Origin of the sequence: Streptomyces sp. NPDC005485, assembly GCF_040606085.1 — a bacterium.
GTDB lineage: Bacteria > Actinomycetota > Actinomycetes > Streptomycetales > Streptomycetaceae > Streptomyces.
Genome location: NZ_JBEXDZ010000120.1, coordinates 1 through 16,362, shown reverse-complemented (window position 1 = coordinate 16,362; position 16,362 = coordinate 1). Strand labels below are relative to the sequence as shown.

The following is a 16,362-nucleotide window of genomic DNA, read 5'->3' as shown; positions in this document are numbered from 1 at the left end:
GCCCGGCCGGGCCTCCGGTCGCTCCCCAGACCTCCGGTCACCCCCCAGAGAAAGGTCAGGTTGTGTCAGAACGGATATCGGTCCCACGGACGAGAGGGCGTGCGGGTGAGGATCCCGCCGCCCTCGACGACGACGCGACGCTGCATGCGATGGGATATCCGCGAAAGCTGACGCGTCGATTCCAGGCGTTCGACAATTTCGCGATCTCCTTCACCATCATCAATATCATCTCGGGTATTTTCTCATCCTTCGGATTCGGAATGAACGCGGGTGGGCCGCGTATTCTCGTATTCGGCTGGATCGGCGTCTCCGTCATGGTGCTGTTCATCGGCGCCGCCATGGCGGAGGTGGCTTCCGCTTATCCGACCAGTGGTGCTCTCTATTTCTCGGCGGGAAAGCTCGCCAAGCGTCACAAGGGCGCATGGTCCTGGTACACGGGTTGGCTGAACTTCGTGGGCCAGGTCGGCGGTACGGCCGCCACGGGCTACGCGGCCGCCACCTTCATCCAGGCCTTCATCGCCCTGCAGTGGTCCTCGTACCAGCCCACTGCCCACCAGACCGTACTGATCACGGCGTTGATCATCGTGCTCCAGGGTCTGGCCAATACCTACACCGTGCAGTTGGTCGCACTGCTCAACCGGATCTCCGTGTGGTGGCTCCTGATCGGGCTGGTAGTGATCGTGAGCACACTGATCGTGATGCCCGACGACCATCAGTCGGCCTCGTTCGTCACGCATTTCGCGAACAACACCGGTTTCACGAACGGCCTTTACGGAGGGATGCTCGGTCTGCTCGTCACCAGCTGGACGTTCACCGGCTTCGACGGCAGCTTCCACATGTCCGAGGAAACAGTGCGGGCCACGGTCAACGCACCGAAGGGGATCATGCGGGCGATCGGCTATTCGGCGATCACCGGACTGATCCTGATGCTCGCCCTTGTGTACAGCATTCATGATTATGACCAGGTGGCCGGTTCCTCGGCGCCGCCGGTGCAGATTCTCATCGATGGCCTTGGCATGGGCATGGCTAAGTTCATCCTGTTGATCGTGATCGGGGCCATGCTCTTCTGCGGCCTGGCCAACCTGACGAGCAACACCCGGCAGATCTTCGCCTTCTCGCGCGACGGCGCCATGCCTGGCTCGCACTGGTGGCACTCGGTCTCGCCGCGCACCCGCACGCCCGTCAAGGCCGTCTGGCTCGCGGTCGGCTGCTCGCTGGCCCTGGTGGTGCCCGGCTGGTGGTCGCACACGGCCTTCACCGCCATCGTCAGCGTCAACGTCGTCGGCCTCTTCCTCGCCTACGCCGTGCCGATCTTCCTGCGGCTGCGGCTCGGCGAGGAGTTCCGGGCCGGTCCCTGGAACCTGGGCCGCTGGAGCAAGGTCGTCGGCTGGGTGGCCGTGCTCTGGATCCTGGCCAGCAGCGTGCTGTTCATGCTGCCCTCGGTCTCGCCGATCACCGTCGACACGTTCAACTACGCGCCGATCGCCCTCGCCGCGGTGCTGATCATCGCGACCGTCTGGTGGTTCGCCACCGCGCGCCGCCGCTTCCAGGGACCCGTCAGCTACGGGCGTCCCGACGAGGTCGCCGCGATGGACCTCATCTGACCCGCGCGCTCCCGGCCCCGGCCCACGGCATCGCCGTCGGCCGGGGTCTCGCAGGTCATGCCAGTGGTCCCGACCAATATTGATGGGCGTGGCGCGGGTCGAAGTGCTGGCAGGAGTCGGTGTACGGCGTCCATAGTGGGCGCACAGCCGTGTGCCTGAACCGCCGCTTCCGGACGAACTGGGGGTCACCCGCCCATGACCAGAGCCGCAGAGCCGTCCCGCAGAGTCATCCTGGCCGTGGCCCTCGCCGCGGCGGCGACCGGTGCCGGGGGCCCCGCGGCCGCGGCACCCATGACCCGCTCGACAAAGGCGCCCTCGCCTCTCGTGGACAACCACGCCTGGACCTCGTGCGCCGACTGGCGCGGCGGCAGCTCGCAGGGCACCCGTGCCGTCGCGGGCGCGCGCCCCGGTCTGGTGATCGCCGCCCCGGCCGGGACGACCGACTACACCGACCCGCACACCCAGAAGACCGCCACCTGGGAGTACGCGGTCTGGACGTCGCCGCTCCACCGGCTCTCCGTGCCGGCCACCGAGGTCATCGCCTGCTGGAACGCGAAGACCCCGGCCGGCACCTGGCTGCAGGTCGAGCTGACGGGCACGTACTCCGACGGCACAGACACCCCGTGGTACGTGATGGGCCGCTGGGCCGCCGGTGACCAGGACATCAAGCGGACCTCGGTGGACGACCAGACCGACGACAAGAGCACCGTCTGGACGGACACCTTCTCCATCGACGACGCCGCCTCCGGACTGCGCCTGACCGCCTACCGGCTGCGGCTGACGCTCTACCGCACTCCGGGCACGAAGCAGACACCCACCGTGTGGCGCCTGGGGGCGATGGGCTCCGACATCCCCGACCGCTTCACCGTCCCGGCCTCCGCACCCGGCCCCGCCGCGGAGCTGGCGGTGCCGCGGTACTCGCAGGAGATCCACGCCGGCCAGTACCCGCAGTACGACAACGGTGGCGAGGCCTGGTGCAGCCCGACCTCCTCGCAGATGATCATCGAGTACTGGGGCCGCAGGCCCACCGCGGAGCAACTGGCCTGGGTCGACCCGCAGTTCGCCGACCCGCAGGTCTGTCATGCGGCCCGGTTCACCTACGACTACCAGTACGGCGGCTGCGGCAACTGGCCGTTCAACGCCGCCTACGCGGCGACGTACAAGGATCTCCAGGGCGTGGTCACCCGGCTCGGTTCACTCACCGACCTCGAGACGCTGATCGCCGCGGGAATCCCGGCCATAACGTCGCAGTCCTTCCTCAAGACCGAGCTGACGGGGGCCGGTTACGGCACCTCCGGCCATCTGATGACGGTGATCGGCTTCACCGCGGACGGCGACGTGATCGCCAACGACCCGGCCTCGCCGGGCGACGACGCGGTCCGCCGTGTCTACAAGCGGCGCGAGTGGGAGAACATCTGGCTCCGCACCAAGCGCTACAACGCCTCCGGAAAGGTCGTCTCCGGCACGGGCGGTGTCTGCTACCTGTACTTCCCCGCACATCCGACCCCGGCGCAGCGGCGCGCGCTGGCCGCGGTCGGGGTGCGCTGAGCTGAGGGCACCGCCTGCCAGTGGTCCCGGTTCGCGGCGGCGAGGAGCGTCCGCAGGCGCCCCTCGCCGCCGCGGGGTTCAGCTCTGGACCGGGGTGACCACCCAGTCCGGGTGGTTCGGCATCGGCGGGGTCTTCGGCCCGTACAGCCACGGGTGCAGGAAGTCCTCCAGGTCCTCACCGGAGACCTTCGACGCCAGGTCGATGTAGTCCTGCGTACCGGCCGTCTTCCCGTGGTACTTGGCGAACCAGGCCCGCTCGATCTTCCCGAACGTCTCCTGGCCGACCTTCTCGCGCAACGCGTACAGGACCAGCGTCGAGCCGTCGTACCGCATCCGCTTGAAGAGGTTCGGCTCGGTCGGCTCGGCCGGGGCGCCGTAGTCGTGGCGCCACTGGTCGTGGGCGGCGTACGCGGTCTTCATCGTCTCCTCGAAGTTCACGCCGCCGTGCGCCTCCGAGTAGAGCCGCTCGTAGAAGCGGGCGTGGCCCTCGCTCAGCCACAGGTCCGACCACGTCTTGACCCCGACGCTGTCGCCCAGCCACTGGTGGGTCAGCTCGTGCACGAGGTTCCGCTCGGCGCTGACCTGGTCGCCGAGCAGGTCGGCCTTCGGGACCAGGGAGAGGGTCTGCGTCTCCAGGGCCACGCCCAGGTCGGTGTCGCCGACCAGGATGCCGTACCGGTTGAAGGGGTACGGGCCGAGCCGCGCCTCCAGCCAGGCGATGTGGTCCGAGGTGAGCTTGCGGTACTGCGCGGTCGGCGCCACCAGGTCGTCCGGGACCACGTCACGGATCGGCAGTCCGTGCGGGCCCGTGCTGTCCACGAAGGTGAACTTGCCGATCGCCAGCTGCGCGAGCTGCGCCGCCACCGGCTGCTCCGAGTCGTACGTCCACTTCACGCGCCCGTCGGCCTGCTCGGTGCGGTCGGTGAGCTTGCCGTTGGCGACGGCCTTCAGCCCCGCCGGGGTGGTGATGTGGAAGGTGATCGGCGCGCGCAGGCTCGGGTGATCGTCCGACGGGAAGATCATCTTGGCGCCGTTGGGCTGCGGATACAGCACGGTGCCGTCGGGAGTGGGGATCCAGCCGTAGTCCTCGATCGCGTCGTCGCGGTGCCGTATCTGGGTCGGGTCGGCGGTGTACGTGACCTTGACCGTGAAGGACGTTCCGTTGGGCAGGGGTGCCTTCGGTGTGACCACGAGCTCGTCGCCGTCGCGTTCGGCGGTGGCCTTCGCCCCGTTCACGGTGACCGTGTGCAGGGTGTTCCCGGCGAAGTCGAGGTTGAAGCGGGACAGGGACTGGGTGGCGGTCGCCCTGATCGTCGCGGACGCCTCGAACGGGGTCTTCGGCGCCTGCCAGTCGAAGTCGAGGGTGTAGCGGCCCACCTTGTATCCGCCGTTGCCGTCGAGCGGGAAGATCGGATCGCCGATGCCCGCCGCGCCCGGGGACGGGGCTGCGGAGGAGGAGGAAGCGGCTTGCGAGACCGGACCCGTGAAGGCTGCCGCAACGGTGATCGCCGCCGCGAGTGCGAGGCGGGCTCTGCGGTGAGGCGTCCGGAATGAGCTCATCGAGGACCTTTCGTTGGCTGACCACTGTCATGTGAAAAGACGCACAGCCGACGCACATCGTTGTGGTCACCCGCACCATTCGAAGGTCGTCGAAACGTGGGGCGTGACCAAGCTCTCTACCGCTCGGAGCCGTTCCGGTGGCAAGGTGGTCGGGTCGGAGGGGAGCCGGCCGAGGCCGGGGGGTGTCCAGCGCACCACTACGTCAGCGAGATGCCAATGACCGCGACCTCCGCCACCGCCACCCGTCTCCGTGCCCGCACCGGCGGCCCCAAGGACGACGGGCCGAAGATCCTCGAGCACGTGCTGGGCTGGACCCTCGTGGTGGTCCTCGCGATGCTCGTCACCCAGCTGGGCCTGGTCTGAGCCATCCGGCCCGCCGCTGTTCGAACCCAACTGCCGTGATCGTCAAGCGAGTTGTCGATCATCGTCGAACGGGCGGATGACCCGGTCTGCCATACTGCGGTTGTCCCGTCGGCAGTTGGAGACCAGGGCTGAAATTGAATCAGAGTCAACAGCGCGGCGTCGACCGCCCGCGAGCGCGCGGCACCGACCGCTCACTGGCGCGCCGCGCCGAACTCATCGCCGTCGGACGGAAGCTGTTCGCCGACACGTCCTACGACGCACTGTCGATGGACGACATCGCCAAGCAGGCGCGCGTCGCCAAGGGGCTGATCTACTACTACTTCCAGTCCAAGCGCGGCTATTACCTGGCCATCGTCGAGGACTCGGTGGCCGACCTGGTCTCCCGCGCGGCGAGCGGCCTCGAACTGCCCCCCGAGGAGCGGGTGCACCGCACCATCGACGGCTACCTCCGTTACGCCGAGTGCAACCAGGCCGCGTACCGCACGATCATCAGCGGTGGCGTCGGCTTCGACGCCGAGGTGCACGCCATACGTGACGCGGTGCGCGCCGCCATCGTGGAGACCATCGCCGAAGGCGCCTACGGCAGGCGGAAGATCGATCCGCTGCCGCGCATGGCACTGCTCGGCTGGCTGTGCAGCGTGGAGGGGGCGACCCTGGAGTGGATCGGCCGGCCGACTCTGCAGCGGGCCACCATGGGTGACCTGCTGGTGAAGATGCTGGGTGGCGCGCTGCGCGCCGTCGAGGAGATCGACCCCGCGTATCCGGCCCCGGCGGCGGCCCGCCGGGACAACTGAGCGAGGGGCGGGGGTCCGGAGACCCCCGCCCCAAGTGCCGTAGCTCCGACGCTAGTTGATCGCCTTGATCAGTTCGCCGTTGGAGGTGTCACCGCTGAGCTCCCAGAAGAAGGTGCCGCCCAGGCCCTGCTGGTTCTTGTAGGTCATCTTGCCCGCGATGGTGGAGGGGGTGTCGTAGCTCCACCAGTTGCTGCCGCACTTGCCGTACGCCGTGCCGCCGACCGTGCCCGTGGCCGGGCACTTCGTCTTGAGCACCTTGTAGTCGTCGATGCCCTGCTCGTACGTCCCCGCAGCCGGACCGGTGGCCGTGCCGCCCGGCGCCGCCTGCGTGACGCCCGTCCAGCCGCGCCCGTAGAAGCCGATGCCGAGCAGCAGCTTCGAGGCGGGGATGCCGAGGCCCTTGAGCTTGGCGATGGTCGCGGAGGTGTAGAAGTTCGCCTTGGGGATGCCGCTGTACGAGTTGAGCGCCGAGTGCGGAGCGGTCGGACCCGTGGCGTCCCAGGCGCCGAAGTAGTCGTACGTCATCGGGTTGTACCAGTTGACGTACTGCGCGGCGCCCGCGTAGTCGGCCGCGTCGATCTTGCCGCCGCTCGTGGCGTCGGCCGTGATCGCCGAGGTGACGAGCGCGCCGGAGCCGAACTTCGAACGCAGTGCCCCCATCAGGTTCTTGTACGCCGCCCTGCCGCTGGTGTCACAGGTGTTGCCGCAGGCGTTGGGGTACTCCCAGTCGATGTCGATGCCGTCGAAGACATCCGCCCACTTGGAGTTCTCCACCAGGTCGTAGCAGGACTGTGCGAAGGCCGCCGGGTTCCTCGCCGCCTCACCGAAACCGCTCGACCAGGTCCAACCGCCGAAGGACCACAGGACCTTGAGGTTCGGGTGGAGCTTCTTCAGTTTGCGCAACTGGTTGAAGTTGCCCCGCAGGGGCTGGTCCCAGGTGTCGGCGACTCCGTCGACGGACTGGGCGGCGGTGTAGGCCTTGTCGGTCGCCGCATACGCGTCGCCCATGGCGCACTTGCCGCCGGTGACGTTGCCGAACGCGTAGTTGATGTGGGTCAGTTTGGCGGCCGACCCGGACGTCTGGATGTTCTTGACGTGGTAGTTCCGGTCGTAGACACCCCATTCGGTGAAGTAGCCGACGACCTTCGATCCGGCCGCGGTCGCGGCTGCGGGGGTGTCGGACGGCTGGGCGGTCGCGGTCGCGGTGCCTGCGCCGGCCAGCAGCCCGGCGCCGAGGACGGCGCAACACGCGGTGGCGAGAAGGGTGCGGAGGCGGGAGCCGTGCGGTCTGAGCATCATGTCTCCTCGTGGGGGAGGGGAGCGCGGGGAAGTGGTGCCGGGACCTGCTGGGAGCAGACAGTAGGAGGACTAGACCAGTGCGTCAATGGTTCGGACCAATTTCCCTTTCTTTTAGTAAGCGGTCGTTAACTGGTGACTCGATGCCGCCGATCGGGCATACTCACAGCGCCACAGTCACTGGTCAGGCCGTTCTCCACCCCCGGACGGCACCATCGGCTGAGCCGTGAAAGACCGGCGGAGCCGCCCCACCCAAGGCGCGTTTTCCGTCGATGTGCCCGACAGGGAGGAGAGCGTCGCCATGCCTGACCGCGCCCCGCAGCCGGTGGACCGTCAACTGCCCACGGACGAGGCCCGGGATCTGATCTCGCTCGTCCGCGACATCGCGCAGCGTGAGATCGCCCCGAAGGCGGCCGAGGAGGAGGACGCCGGGCGCTTCCCGCGCGAGGTCTTCGCACTGCTCTCGCAGTCCGGGCTGCTCGGACTCCCCTACGACTCCGAGTACGGCGGCGGTGACCAGCCCTACGAGGTCTACCTCCAGGTCCTGGAGGAGCTTGCCGCGGTCCGTCTCACCGTCGGCCTCGGCGTCAGTGTGCACACCCTCGCCTGTCACGCGCTCGCGAACTACGGCACCAAGGAGCAGCAGGTCGAGCACCTGCCCGCGATGCTCGGCGGCGGTCTCCTCGGCGCGTACTGCCTCTCCGAGCCCTCTTCCGGATCGGATGCCGCGTCGCTGCGCACAAAGGCCGTCCGGGGGGACGAGGGCTGGGCGATCACGGGCACCAAGGCCTGGATCACGCACGGCGGCGTCGCCGACTTCTACACCGTCATGGCGCGCACCGGCGGCGAGGGTGCCCGGGGCATCACGGCCTTCCTCGTGCCCGGCGACGCCGAGGGGCTGCACGCCGCGCTGCCCGAGAAGAAGATGGGCATGAAGGGCTCGCCGACCGCCCAGGTGCACTTCGACGGGGTCCAGGTCCCCGACGACCGGCGCCTCGGCGACGAGGGACAGGGCTTCGCGATCGCCCTGTCCGCGCTCGACTCCGGGCGCCTCGGCATCGCGGCCTGTGCCATAGGGGTTGCCCAGGCGGCCCTGGACGAGGCCGTCGCGTACGCCACGGGACGCGAGCAGTTCGGCCGGCCGATCTCGGACTTCCAGGGGCTGCGCTTCATGCTCGCCGACATGGCGACCCAGATCGAGGCGGGCCGGGCGCTCTACCTGGCCGCGGCCCGGCTGCGCGACGCGGGCCGGCCGTTCTCCAAGCAGGCGGCCATGGCCAAGCTGCTGTGCACCGACACCGCGATGAAGGTCACCACGGACGCCGTCCAGGTGCTCGGCGGGTACGGCTACACGGCGGACTTCCCGGCTGAGCGGTACATGCGCGAGGCCAAGGTCCTGCAGATCGTCGAGGGCACCAACCAGATTCAGCGCATGGTCATCGCCCGTCACCTCGCGGGTCCCGACTCGCGCTGAACGGCCCGTAGCCGTACCCGTACATCGCCGACGGCGCCACCAGCCGGGCCCACTCCGGGTCGTGGCGTCCCGGCAGGGTACGGCCGCGGTCGGCCCAGGTCCTGATCAGGGCGCGGTAGATGGGCGGATCCTGCAGCGGCAGAGCCACCTGCGGAACCGATTCTGCCGACGTGGGCCCTACGGGAGCCGCGGGTACGAGAGTGCGGCGCCGACGGCCTGTCGCGGGATATGTGGCGGTCATACCAGGGCAACGCACGGGCGGCCGCCGGGTCACCGGCGGGCCGAATCGAGCGTGAGTTCACGGGGAGTCCGGGGCTGAGCGCCGGATGCCGAGAAGCAGGCGCCGAAGCCGCCCCCGAAGGCGTGGCCTCCGGCTTCGGGAGCCGAACCCCGCGCGCCGAACCGCCAGGCATCCGCCCCGTTCCGCCGGACGGACCCTGGCCCCCGCATGGCATCTGACGTACCGTCAACTCCGCCGCCGGGGCCGTACCCCTCCGGTCGACGTCAACTGCCGTGCGCCCAGGGAGGCATGCCGTGACCGACGACCGACCCGTCGCCCTCGACGAATACCCCGTGCACCAGGTGCCGCTGTCCATGAAGCACGTCGCCACCGGCGACCGGAACGCGTACGACCGCTGCATCTTCCACGTCCTCGACCACGAGGGACGCGCCCTGCTGATCCTCGGGCTCGGGGTGTACCCGAACCTCGGAGTGATCGACGCGTACGCCACGCTGCGGCTCGGGGACAGCCTGCACGCGCTGCGCGCCTCCGACGCCCTCGGCGACGACCGGACGAACCTCGCCGTCGGACCGCTGCGCATCACGGTCGAGGAGCCGCTGCGCCGCCTGCGCCTCCAGGGCGACGGTGACTGCCTGTCCTACGACATCACCTGGACCGCCGGCTTCCCCGCGCTCTGGGAACCGCACCACGTCCAGCGCCGCGGCGGCCGGCTCACCCTGGAGGGACGGCGCTTCGTGCAGGCGGGCGGCGTCGAGGGCGTCATCCGCGTCGGCGGCGAGGAGATCCTCGTGCGCGCCGGCGAGTGGACGGGCACCCGCGACCGCAGCTGGGGCGTGCGGCCCGTACCGGGGGAGGAGAGCGGCCGCCTGGCGGACGAGAACCCGACCGAGGGTTTCCACTGGATCTGGTGCCCGGTCCGCTTCGACGACCGCTTCCTGATGGTCATCACGCAGGAGGACGCCGACGGCTACCGCACCCTCAACGACGCGACTCTCGTCCGCGACGGTGAGAGCGACCGCCAACTCGGCTGGCCCCAGGCCGACATCGCATACCGCTTGGGCACCCGCCACCCCGAGCGCGCCGTCATTCACCTCACCGACCCGCGCGGTCGCAAGCCCCTGGAACTCGGTGTCGAGGTGCTGACCTCGTCCCCGCTCGCGCTCGGAGCGGGCTACCCGCCCGCGGACGACTGGCAGCACGGCACCTGGCGCGGCCGCGGCTGGACCGACGAGCGGGTGTACGACCTCGCCGACGCCTCCGCCCACCCCCTCGCCGCGTACGGCGTGATCGACCACGCCGCCCGCTTCACGCTGGACGGTCAGGTCGGCCACGGCATCTTCGAACACGGCTCGTTCGGCCGCCACGATCCGAGCGGCTTCACGGGATTCGACTCGATGGCCCCCTGACGTGGATGAAGCCCGAAGCCAGTGCGGTCACCGAAGTCCGTGAAACCCGTGGAGCCCGTGAAGTCCCCGAAGGGAGTGGCGAGATGAGCACGGCACCCCGCCCGCGCACGACCACCCGTGACCCGGAGGAACTCGCCCGGCGCCTGACCGTCTGGCTGGACACCCGGCTTCCCGGCGCCAAGGCGGCCGGCGTCCGCGTCCCCGAGTCGAACGGCATGTCCAGCGAGACCCTCCTCTTCGACATCGAACACCCCGAACCCCCGCTGCGCGCCTGCGCGTTGAGGCTGGCGGCGGACCCGGCGGCGTACACCGTCTTCCCGGTCTACGACATGCGCGCGCAGTACCGCACGATGCGCCTGGTCGCCGAGCGCACCGACGTGCCCGTACCGCGCGTGCTGTGGCTGGAGGAGGATCCCGGCCCGCTCGGGGCGCCCTTCTTCGTCATGGAGCGCGTCGAGGGGCGTGTCCCGCCGGACGTCATGCCTTACACGTACGAGGGAAACTGGCTGCACGCGGCGAGCGACGAGGAACGGGCCCACCTGGAGGCGGCATCCGTCGGGGTGTTGGCACGCCTGCACGACCAAGTGCCGGTGGGGGAGGCCGAGTTCCTCTCTCCGCCCGGCGAGGGCAGTCCCCTTCGCCGTCACGTGGAGAGCCAACGCGCCTACTACGCATGGGTGACTGACGGGCTGTCACCTTCGCCCCTGATCGAGAGCGCCTTCGACCGGCTCGACGAACTGTGGCCGCACGACGAGGGCCAGCCGGTGCTCAACTGGGGCGACGCGCGCATCGGCAACGTCGTCTACGACGGCTTCGAACCCGCGGCGGTGCTCGACTGGGAGATGGCGTCCCTCGCTCCACGCGAGGTCGACCTCGGCTGGACCGTCTATCTGCACCGCTTCTTCCAGGACTTGACCGTCGGCTTCGGCCAGCCCGGACTGCCGGACTTCCTGCGCCGCGACCGCGTGGAGCGCCGCTACGCCGAACTCACCGGCCACACACCGCGGGACATGGACTTCCACACGCTGTACGCCGCCCTGCGGCACGCGATCGTCATGCTGCGCGTCGCCTACCGCCAGGCGCACTTCGGCGAGGTCGCCGTTCCCGAGGACCCGGACACCCTGATCCTGCACCACGGCAGCCTGCGGGCCATGGTGCAGGGCAGTTACTGGGATTGACGCGGGTCGCCGCCGGGACGGCTCAGGCGGCCTCGCGCCGCATCTCGGGGACCCGCATCGGGCGCGAGCCCGGGCCACCGACGTGCGAGAAGGGCTGCGTCCGCCAGTCCAGGCCCTGAGGCAGCGTCAACAGGAGGGCGGTGTCCTGCTCCTGAGGCTCCGCCGACTCGTCGGCCGGGCGGGCGTCGGCAGCCCCGCGGCCCGTGCCGGCGCAGACCGTGAGCCCGAACGGGTTCCACGGGGAGGCGCACAGCGCGTGCTCCGGCAGAACCTCCTCGTCCGCCAGGAGTGCGATCGGCTGCGAGCAGTCCGGGCAGATCACCCGGTACATCTCGAAGGTGTCGTACGCGTCGAACTCCTCGCCGTCGAGAGCGTCCGGTTCGACACCCTCCGGCTCGGGATCCAGCACCGGCTGCTGCCGCTTGGGCGCAGTACGACCAGGGCGCTTAAGACTCTGCATGGGATTCTCCCCCTAGGGCTGGGCCGACAAGGCGCTGCGGCCTCGACCACAGCAAGCACTTCCCGTCCCGTCTCTGCGGTAATCACGAGAACATCACGGACCCGGTTCCAGCTGTGTGGCGTTCGTCACATGCCACCCGCAGGTGCCCGGCCCGGTGGATATGTCCCCGCGCGGCGCACAGGCCGCTCTCAGCCACATCACGAACAGGGTATGACCTGCGCGGCTCAGGTATCCGCCGGGATCAACGGACCTGTAGGTTCTTGCGCCATGGAGGAGCTCGACCGACAGATCGTGCAGTTGCTCGTCGCCGATGGGCGGATGAGTTACACCGACCTGGGCAAGGCCACGGGCCTGTCCACGTCGGCCGTGCACCAGCGGGTCCGCCGCCTTGAGCAGCGCGGCGTCATTCGCGGCTATGCCGCGGTCGTGGACCCGGAGGCCGTCGGGCTGCCGCTGACCGCGTTCATCTCGGTGAAACCGTTCGACCCCAGCGCCCCGGACGACATCGCGGAACGCCTCGCCGACGTCCCCGAGATCGAGGCCTGCCACAGCGTCGCGGGCGACGAGAACTACATCCTCAAGGTCCGCGTGGCCACCCCGCACGAGCTGGAGGAGCTGCTGGCCCGTCTGCGCACCCTGGCGGGCGTGTCGACGCGCACCACCGTGGTCCTGTCGACGCCGTACGAGTCGCGGCCGCCCCGCATCTGACCCCTCTCGCGGACCCGCGCGCGGGAGAGCCCTGCCGAGGCGCGAGACTGTTCCCCATGAGTGAGAGCACCGCCTCGTCGGACACCGTGCTGCTGCGCGGTGGAGAAGTCCACAGCCCCGCCGACCCCTTCGCCACCGCGATGGTCGTCGAACGCGGCCAGGTCGCCTGGGTCGGCTCCGAAGGCGCCGCCGACGCCTTCGCGGACGGGGTCGACGCGGTCGTGGACCTCGAAGGGGCGCTGGTCACCCCGGCGTTCACCGACGCCCACGTGCACACCACCGCCACCGGACTCGCCCTCACCGGCCTCGACCTGTCCGACACCCCCTCCCTGGAGGCGGCCCTCGCCCGGGTACGCGACTTCGCCGCGGCGCGCCCGGCCGACCGGGTCCTGCTCGGGCACGGCTGGGACGCGGCCCGCTGGCCCGGCGGACGCCCGCCGACGCGCGCCGAACTCGACGAGGCCACCGGCGGACGCCCGCTCTACCTCTCCCGCATCGACGTGCACTCGGCGGTCGTCAGCACGGCGCTCCTCGACCTGGTCCCCGGGGCCCGGGCCCACGAGGACGGCCCCCTGACCCGCGACGCCCACCACGCCGTACGGGCCACCGCGCTGGGCGCCGTCACCGCCGCCCAGCGCGCCGAGGCGCAGCGCGCCGCACTCGCCCACGCCGCCTCGCTCGGCATCGGCTCGGTCCACGAGTGCGCGGGCCCGGACATCTCCTCCGAGGACGACCTCGCGGGGCTGCTCCGGCTCGCCGACGAGGAGCCCGGGCCCCGTGTGGTCGGCTACTGGGCCGAGTGGGGCGACGAAGGCATCTCCAGGGCCCGCGCCCTGGGGGCGGTCGGCGCCGCCGGTGACCTCTTCGCCGACGGCTCCATCGGCTCGCACACCGCGTGCCTGCACGGGCCGTACGCCGACGCCGACCACACCGGCACCGCCTACCTGGACGCCGCCGCCGTCGCGGCCCATGTCGCCGCGTGCACCGAGGCGGGCCTCCAGGCGGGCTTCCACGCCATCGGGGACGCTGCCGTGGCCTCGGTGGTCGAGGGCGTGCGGTCAGCCGCCGAGAAGGTCGGCCTGGCCCGCGTCCGCGCCGCCCGGCACCGCGTCGAGCACGCCGAGATGCTCACCCCCGAGACCATCGCGGCCTTCGCCGAACTCGGCCTCACCGCCTCCGTCCAGCCCGCCTTCGACGCGCTGTGGGGCGGCGAGGACGGCATGTACGCCGAGCGCCTGGGCGCGGAGCGGGCGCGCACGCTCAACCCGTTCGCGGCGCTGCTGCGCGCCGGCGTCCCGCTCGCCTTCGGCTCCGACAGCCCCGTCACGCCGCTCGACCCGTGGGGCACTGTCCGCGCCGCCGCCTTCCATCGCACGCCCGAGCACCGGGTGTCCGTCCGCGCCGCGTTCACCGCGCATACGCGCGGTGGATGGCGGGCGGTCGGACGGGACGACGCGGGTGTCCTGGTGCCCGGCGCGCCCGCCGACTACGCCGTGTGGCGCACCGACGACCTCGTCGTGCAGGCCCCCGACGACCGGGTCGCGCGCTGGTCCACCGACCCCCGCTCCGGCACCCCCGGGCTGCCGGACCTGACGCCCGGGGGCGACCTGCCCGTCTGCCTGCGCACCGTCGTGGGCGGCCGCACGGTATTCGTACGGCCGGACGAGTGATGTCCGGGGGTGGCGCGGCCCCGTTCCGCGTCCGCGCCCGTGTCGCGCGACCTGCGCATCCTCCCCGCTGACCAGGCGATTGAGGGAAACGTCGCAGGTCAAACGCCTGTTGACAGCTGGCCGCAGGGGGCCGGTAGGTTCGGCCGGGTCCACCACCGGACGTCCGACCGGGGAACTTCCGAGCAGTCGTCGAAGCGCCGCTGGGTCAGGGGTGGTGCGCCGCACCGGCGCACCACACTGGGAGCCAGGCCCAGCGCCCGCGCCAGGCGAGGGAACGTTCAGTCAGTCGGCTTGGTGTGACCCGGGTGGGGCCCGGACGTTCAGTAGACAACGGCTTTCGGTCGATCCGCAGCCAGCGGGTCCCAGGTCGGCCCGAAGGGCGCCGGGCCCCGATCCGCAGCACGCCTGCTCAAGGCCGCAAGGCACCCTCTTACCCGCCTCTAGGGGAATCGACACCCCCGTACTAACGCGTCGACGCGGAACCACTGGTTACGGCCACTATGGTGGACCCCTGCGTACGGACATGAAGGGGCAGCAGTGAACGACGGCGACGGGACCCTCGCGGCAGAGGCCCAGGGGAGACGGTTCGGCCCGCTCGGCACGGCCTTGGTGATCATCCCGACCTACAACGAGGCGGAGAACATCAAGAAGATCGTCGCCCGGGTGCGGACCTCCGTGCCCGACGCGCACGTTCTCGTGGCCGACGACAACAGCCCCGACGGCACGGGCAAGCTGGCCGACGAGGTGGCCGCCGAGGACGACCAGGTCCAGGTGCTGCACCGCAAGGGCAAGGAAGGCCTGGGCGCCGCCTACCTCGCGGGCTTCCGCTGGGGCATGGACAACGGCTACGGCGTCCTGATCGAGATGGATGCCGACGGCTCGCACCAGCCCGAGGAGCTGCCCCGGCTGCTGACCGCCCTCAAGGGCGCCGACCTGGTTCTCGGCTCCCGCTGGGTGCCGGGCGGCCGGGTGGTGAACTGGCCCAAGTCCCGCGAGTTCATCTCGCGCGGTGGCAGCCTCTACTCCCGCGTCCTGCTCGACGTGCCGATCCGCGACGTCACCGGCGGCTACCGCGCCTTCCGCCGCGAGACCCTCGAAGGCCTCGGCCTCAGCGAGGTCGCCTCGCAGGGGTACTGCTTCCAGGTCGACCTGGCCCGTCGCGCCGTCCGGGCCGGCTTCCACGTCGTCGAGGTGCCGATCACCTTCGTCGAGCGGGAGCTGGGCGACTCCAAGATGAGCCGCGACATCCTCGTGGAGGCCCTGTGGCGGGTCACCACATGGGGCGTGGGGGAGAGGGTCGGCAAGGTCTTCGGCCGCGGCAAGCAGCCCTAGCCGTACGGCCGCACGGCCGCCGTCGATCGTCCCCTTATCCCGCGCTGAGCTGCGCCCAGGCACACTGGACGTATGACGACAGGCGCACCGACCCCCACCTACCCCGCCCGGCCGCGGCGTTCCCGGCTGCGCACCTTCCTGCCGCTCGGCGTCGCCGCCTGGCTGGTGCTGGAGATCTGGCTGCTCACCCTGGTGGCGGGCGCCGCCAGTGGCTTCACGGTCTTCCTGCTGCTGGTCGCCGGGTTCGTGCTCGGCTCCGTGGTCATCAAGCGGGCCGGGCGCCGGGCCTTCCAGAACCTGAGCGAGACGCTGCAACAGCAGCAGAGCGGCACGCCGCCCACGGCCGGCAAAGGCAAAGGCAAAGGCAACGGCAACGGCCTGATGATGCTCGGCGGCCTCCTTCTGATGATCCCGGGCCTGATCTCCGACGCCCTGGGACTCCTCCTGCTCGTCCCGCCGGTCCAGAAGGCTCTCAGCGCCTACGCCGAGCGAGCGATCGACCGCAAGATGAGCCGGGCCGTCCCGGGCCCTCTGGGTGACGCCTACCAGCAGACCCGCATCCACCGCCCCGACGGAAAGATCGTCCAGGGCGAGGTCATCAGGGACCGGAGCGAAGGGGCTTAGCCCCTACGGGCCCGTCCGGCGTTCGGCCCCGTCCGGCGTTCGGTGACGAGGCCGGAAGAGGACGCACGAAACCGCAGGCACCGTACCCAAATCACGGTGCCTGC

At 70.4% G+C, this 16,362-nt stretch carries 15 protein-coding genes; 11 read left to right on the top strand and 4 right to left on the bottom strand.

Annotated features, from left to right (window positions below; translation table 11 throughout):
- Positions 1–62: 62 nt before the first annotated feature.
- Entirely contained in the window at positions 63–1,604 is a 1,542-nt protein-coding gene (locus tag ABZS97_RS31690) for an amino acid permease (RefSeq protein WP_356143237.1), read from the top strand.
- Between the two features lie 195 nt (positions 1,605–1,799).
- The gene (locus ABZS97_RS31685; protein WP_356143235.1) at positions 1,800–3,152 is read left to right on the top strand and encodes a peptidase C39 family protein; all 1,353 of its coding nucleotides are present in this window, start codon (positions 1,800–1,802) and stop codon (positions 3,150–3,152) included.
- 78 nt (positions 3,153–3,230) lie between these two features.
- Here the strand turns inward: ABZS97_RS31685 and ABZS97_RS31680 are convergent, their stop codons facing one another.
- Positions 3,231–4,712 (bottom strand): M1 family metallopeptidase, encoded by a 1,482-nt coding sequence (locus ABZS97_RS31680; protein WP_356143233.1) that lies wholly within the window; start codon positions 4,710–4,712, stop codon positions 3,231–3,233.
- Between the two features lie 216 nt (positions 4,713–4,928).
- Between ABZS97_RS31680 and ABZS97_RS31675 the strand changes: the two genes are divergently transcribed.
- Together ABZS97_RS31675 and ABZS97_RS31670 are read left to right on the top strand one after the other, a co-directional pair.
- A complete protein-coding gene (locus ABZS97_RS31675) occupies positions 4,929–5,075 on the top strand; it encodes an SCO1431 family membrane protein (protein ID WP_356143231.1) in 147 nt (48 codons plus the stop codon).
- A gap of 134 nt (positions 5,076–5,209) precedes the next feature.
- Complete coding sequence (locus ABZS97_RS31670; protein WP_356143229.1) at positions 5,210–5,869, top strand: TetR/AcrR family transcriptional regulator; 660 nt, start codon at positions 5,210–5,212, stop codon at positions 5,867–5,869.
- Positions 5,870–5,920: 51 nt separating this feature from the next.
- Here the strand turns inward: ABZS97_RS31670 and ABZS97_RS31665 are convergent, their stop codons facing one another.
- A complete protein-coding gene (locus ABZS97_RS31665; protein WP_356143267.1) occupies positions 5,921–7,165 on the bottom strand; it encodes a glycoside hydrolase family 18 protein in 1,245 nt (414 codons plus the stop codon).
- 301 nt (positions 7,166–7,466) lie between these two features.
- On the opposite strand from ABZS97_RS31665, the gene ABZS97_RS31660 reads away from it, so the two are divergent.
- On the top strand, positions 7,467–8,639 hold the full coding sequence (locus ABZS97_RS31660) for an acyl-CoA dehydrogenase family protein (protein WP_356143227.1): 1,173 nt from the start codon (positions 7,467–7,469) through the stop codon (positions 8,637–8,639).
- Here ABZS97_RS31660 and ABZS97_RS31655 read toward each other — a convergent pair.
- Positions 8,602–8,880 carry a hypothetical protein gene (locus ABZS97_RS31655; RefSeq protein WP_356143225.1) on the bottom strand — a complete coding sequence of 93 codons (279 nt, stop codon included), beginning with the start codon at positions 8,878–8,880 and terminating at the stop codon, positions 8,602–8,604. The two genes, ABZS97_RS31660 and ABZS97_RS31655, sit on opposite strands and share 38 nt — an antisense overlap.
- A gap of 293 nt (positions 8,881–9,173) precedes the next feature.
- On the opposite strand from ABZS97_RS31655, the gene ABZS97_RS31650 reads away from it, so the two are divergent.
- Together ABZS97_RS31650 and ABZS97_RS31645 are read left to right on the top strand one after the other, a co-directional pair.
- Positions 9,174–10,286: a hypothetical protein gene (locus ABZS97_RS31650; protein WP_356143223.1), complete on the top strand. Its 1,113-nt coding sequence runs from the start codon at positions 9,174–9,176 to the stop codon at positions 10,284–10,286.
- 83 nt (positions 10,287–10,369) lie between these two features.
- On the top strand, positions 10,370–11,464 hold the full coding sequence (locus ABZS97_RS31645) for a phosphotransferase family protein (RefSeq protein ID WP_356143221.1): 1,095 nt from the start codon (positions 10,370–10,372) through the stop codon (positions 11,462–11,464).
- A 22-nt stretch (positions 11,465–11,486) separates the two neighbouring features.
- On the opposite strand, the gene ABZS97_RS31640 is transcribed toward ABZS97_RS31645, so the two are convergent.
- On the bottom strand, positions 11,487–11,924 hold the full coding sequence (locus tag ABZS97_RS31640) for a hypothetical protein (RefSeq protein ID WP_356143219.1): 438 nt from the start codon (positions 11,922–11,924) through the stop codon (positions 11,487–11,489).
- A 267-nt stretch (positions 11,925–12,191) separates the two neighbouring features.
- Between ABZS97_RS31640 and ABZS97_RS31635 the strand changes: the two genes are divergently transcribed.
- The 4 genes from ABZS97_RS31635 (at position 12,192) to fxsA (ending at position 16,258) form a co-directional block, all read left to right on the top strand.
- Entirely contained in the window at positions 12,192–12,632 is a 441-nt protein-coding gene (locus tag ABZS97_RS31635; protein WP_356143216.1) for an Lrp/AsnC family transcriptional regulator, read from the top strand.
- A 56-nt stretch (positions 12,633–12,688) separates the two neighbouring features.
- Positions 12,689–14,302 (top strand): amidohydrolase, encoded by a 1,614-nt coding sequence (locus ABZS97_RS31630; RefSeq protein ID WP_356143214.1) that lies wholly within the window; start codon positions 12,689–12,691, stop codon positions 14,300–14,302.
- A gap of 537 nt (positions 14,303–14,839) precedes the next feature.
- Positions 14,840–15,634 (top strand): polyprenol monophosphomannose synthase, encoded by a 795-nt coding sequence (locus ABZS97_RS31625; RefSeq protein WP_356143212.1) that lies wholly within the window; start codon positions 14,840–14,842, stop codon positions 15,632–15,634.
- 72 nt (positions 15,635–15,706) lie between these two features.
- Positions 15,707–16,258 carry an FxsA family membrane protein gene (gene fxsA / locus ABZS97_RS31620; protein WP_356143210.1) on the top strand — a complete coding sequence of 184 codons (552 nt, stop codon included), beginning with the start codon at positions 15,707–15,709 and terminating at the stop codon, positions 16,256–16,258.
- Positions 16,259–16,362 lie beyond the last annotated feature (104 nt).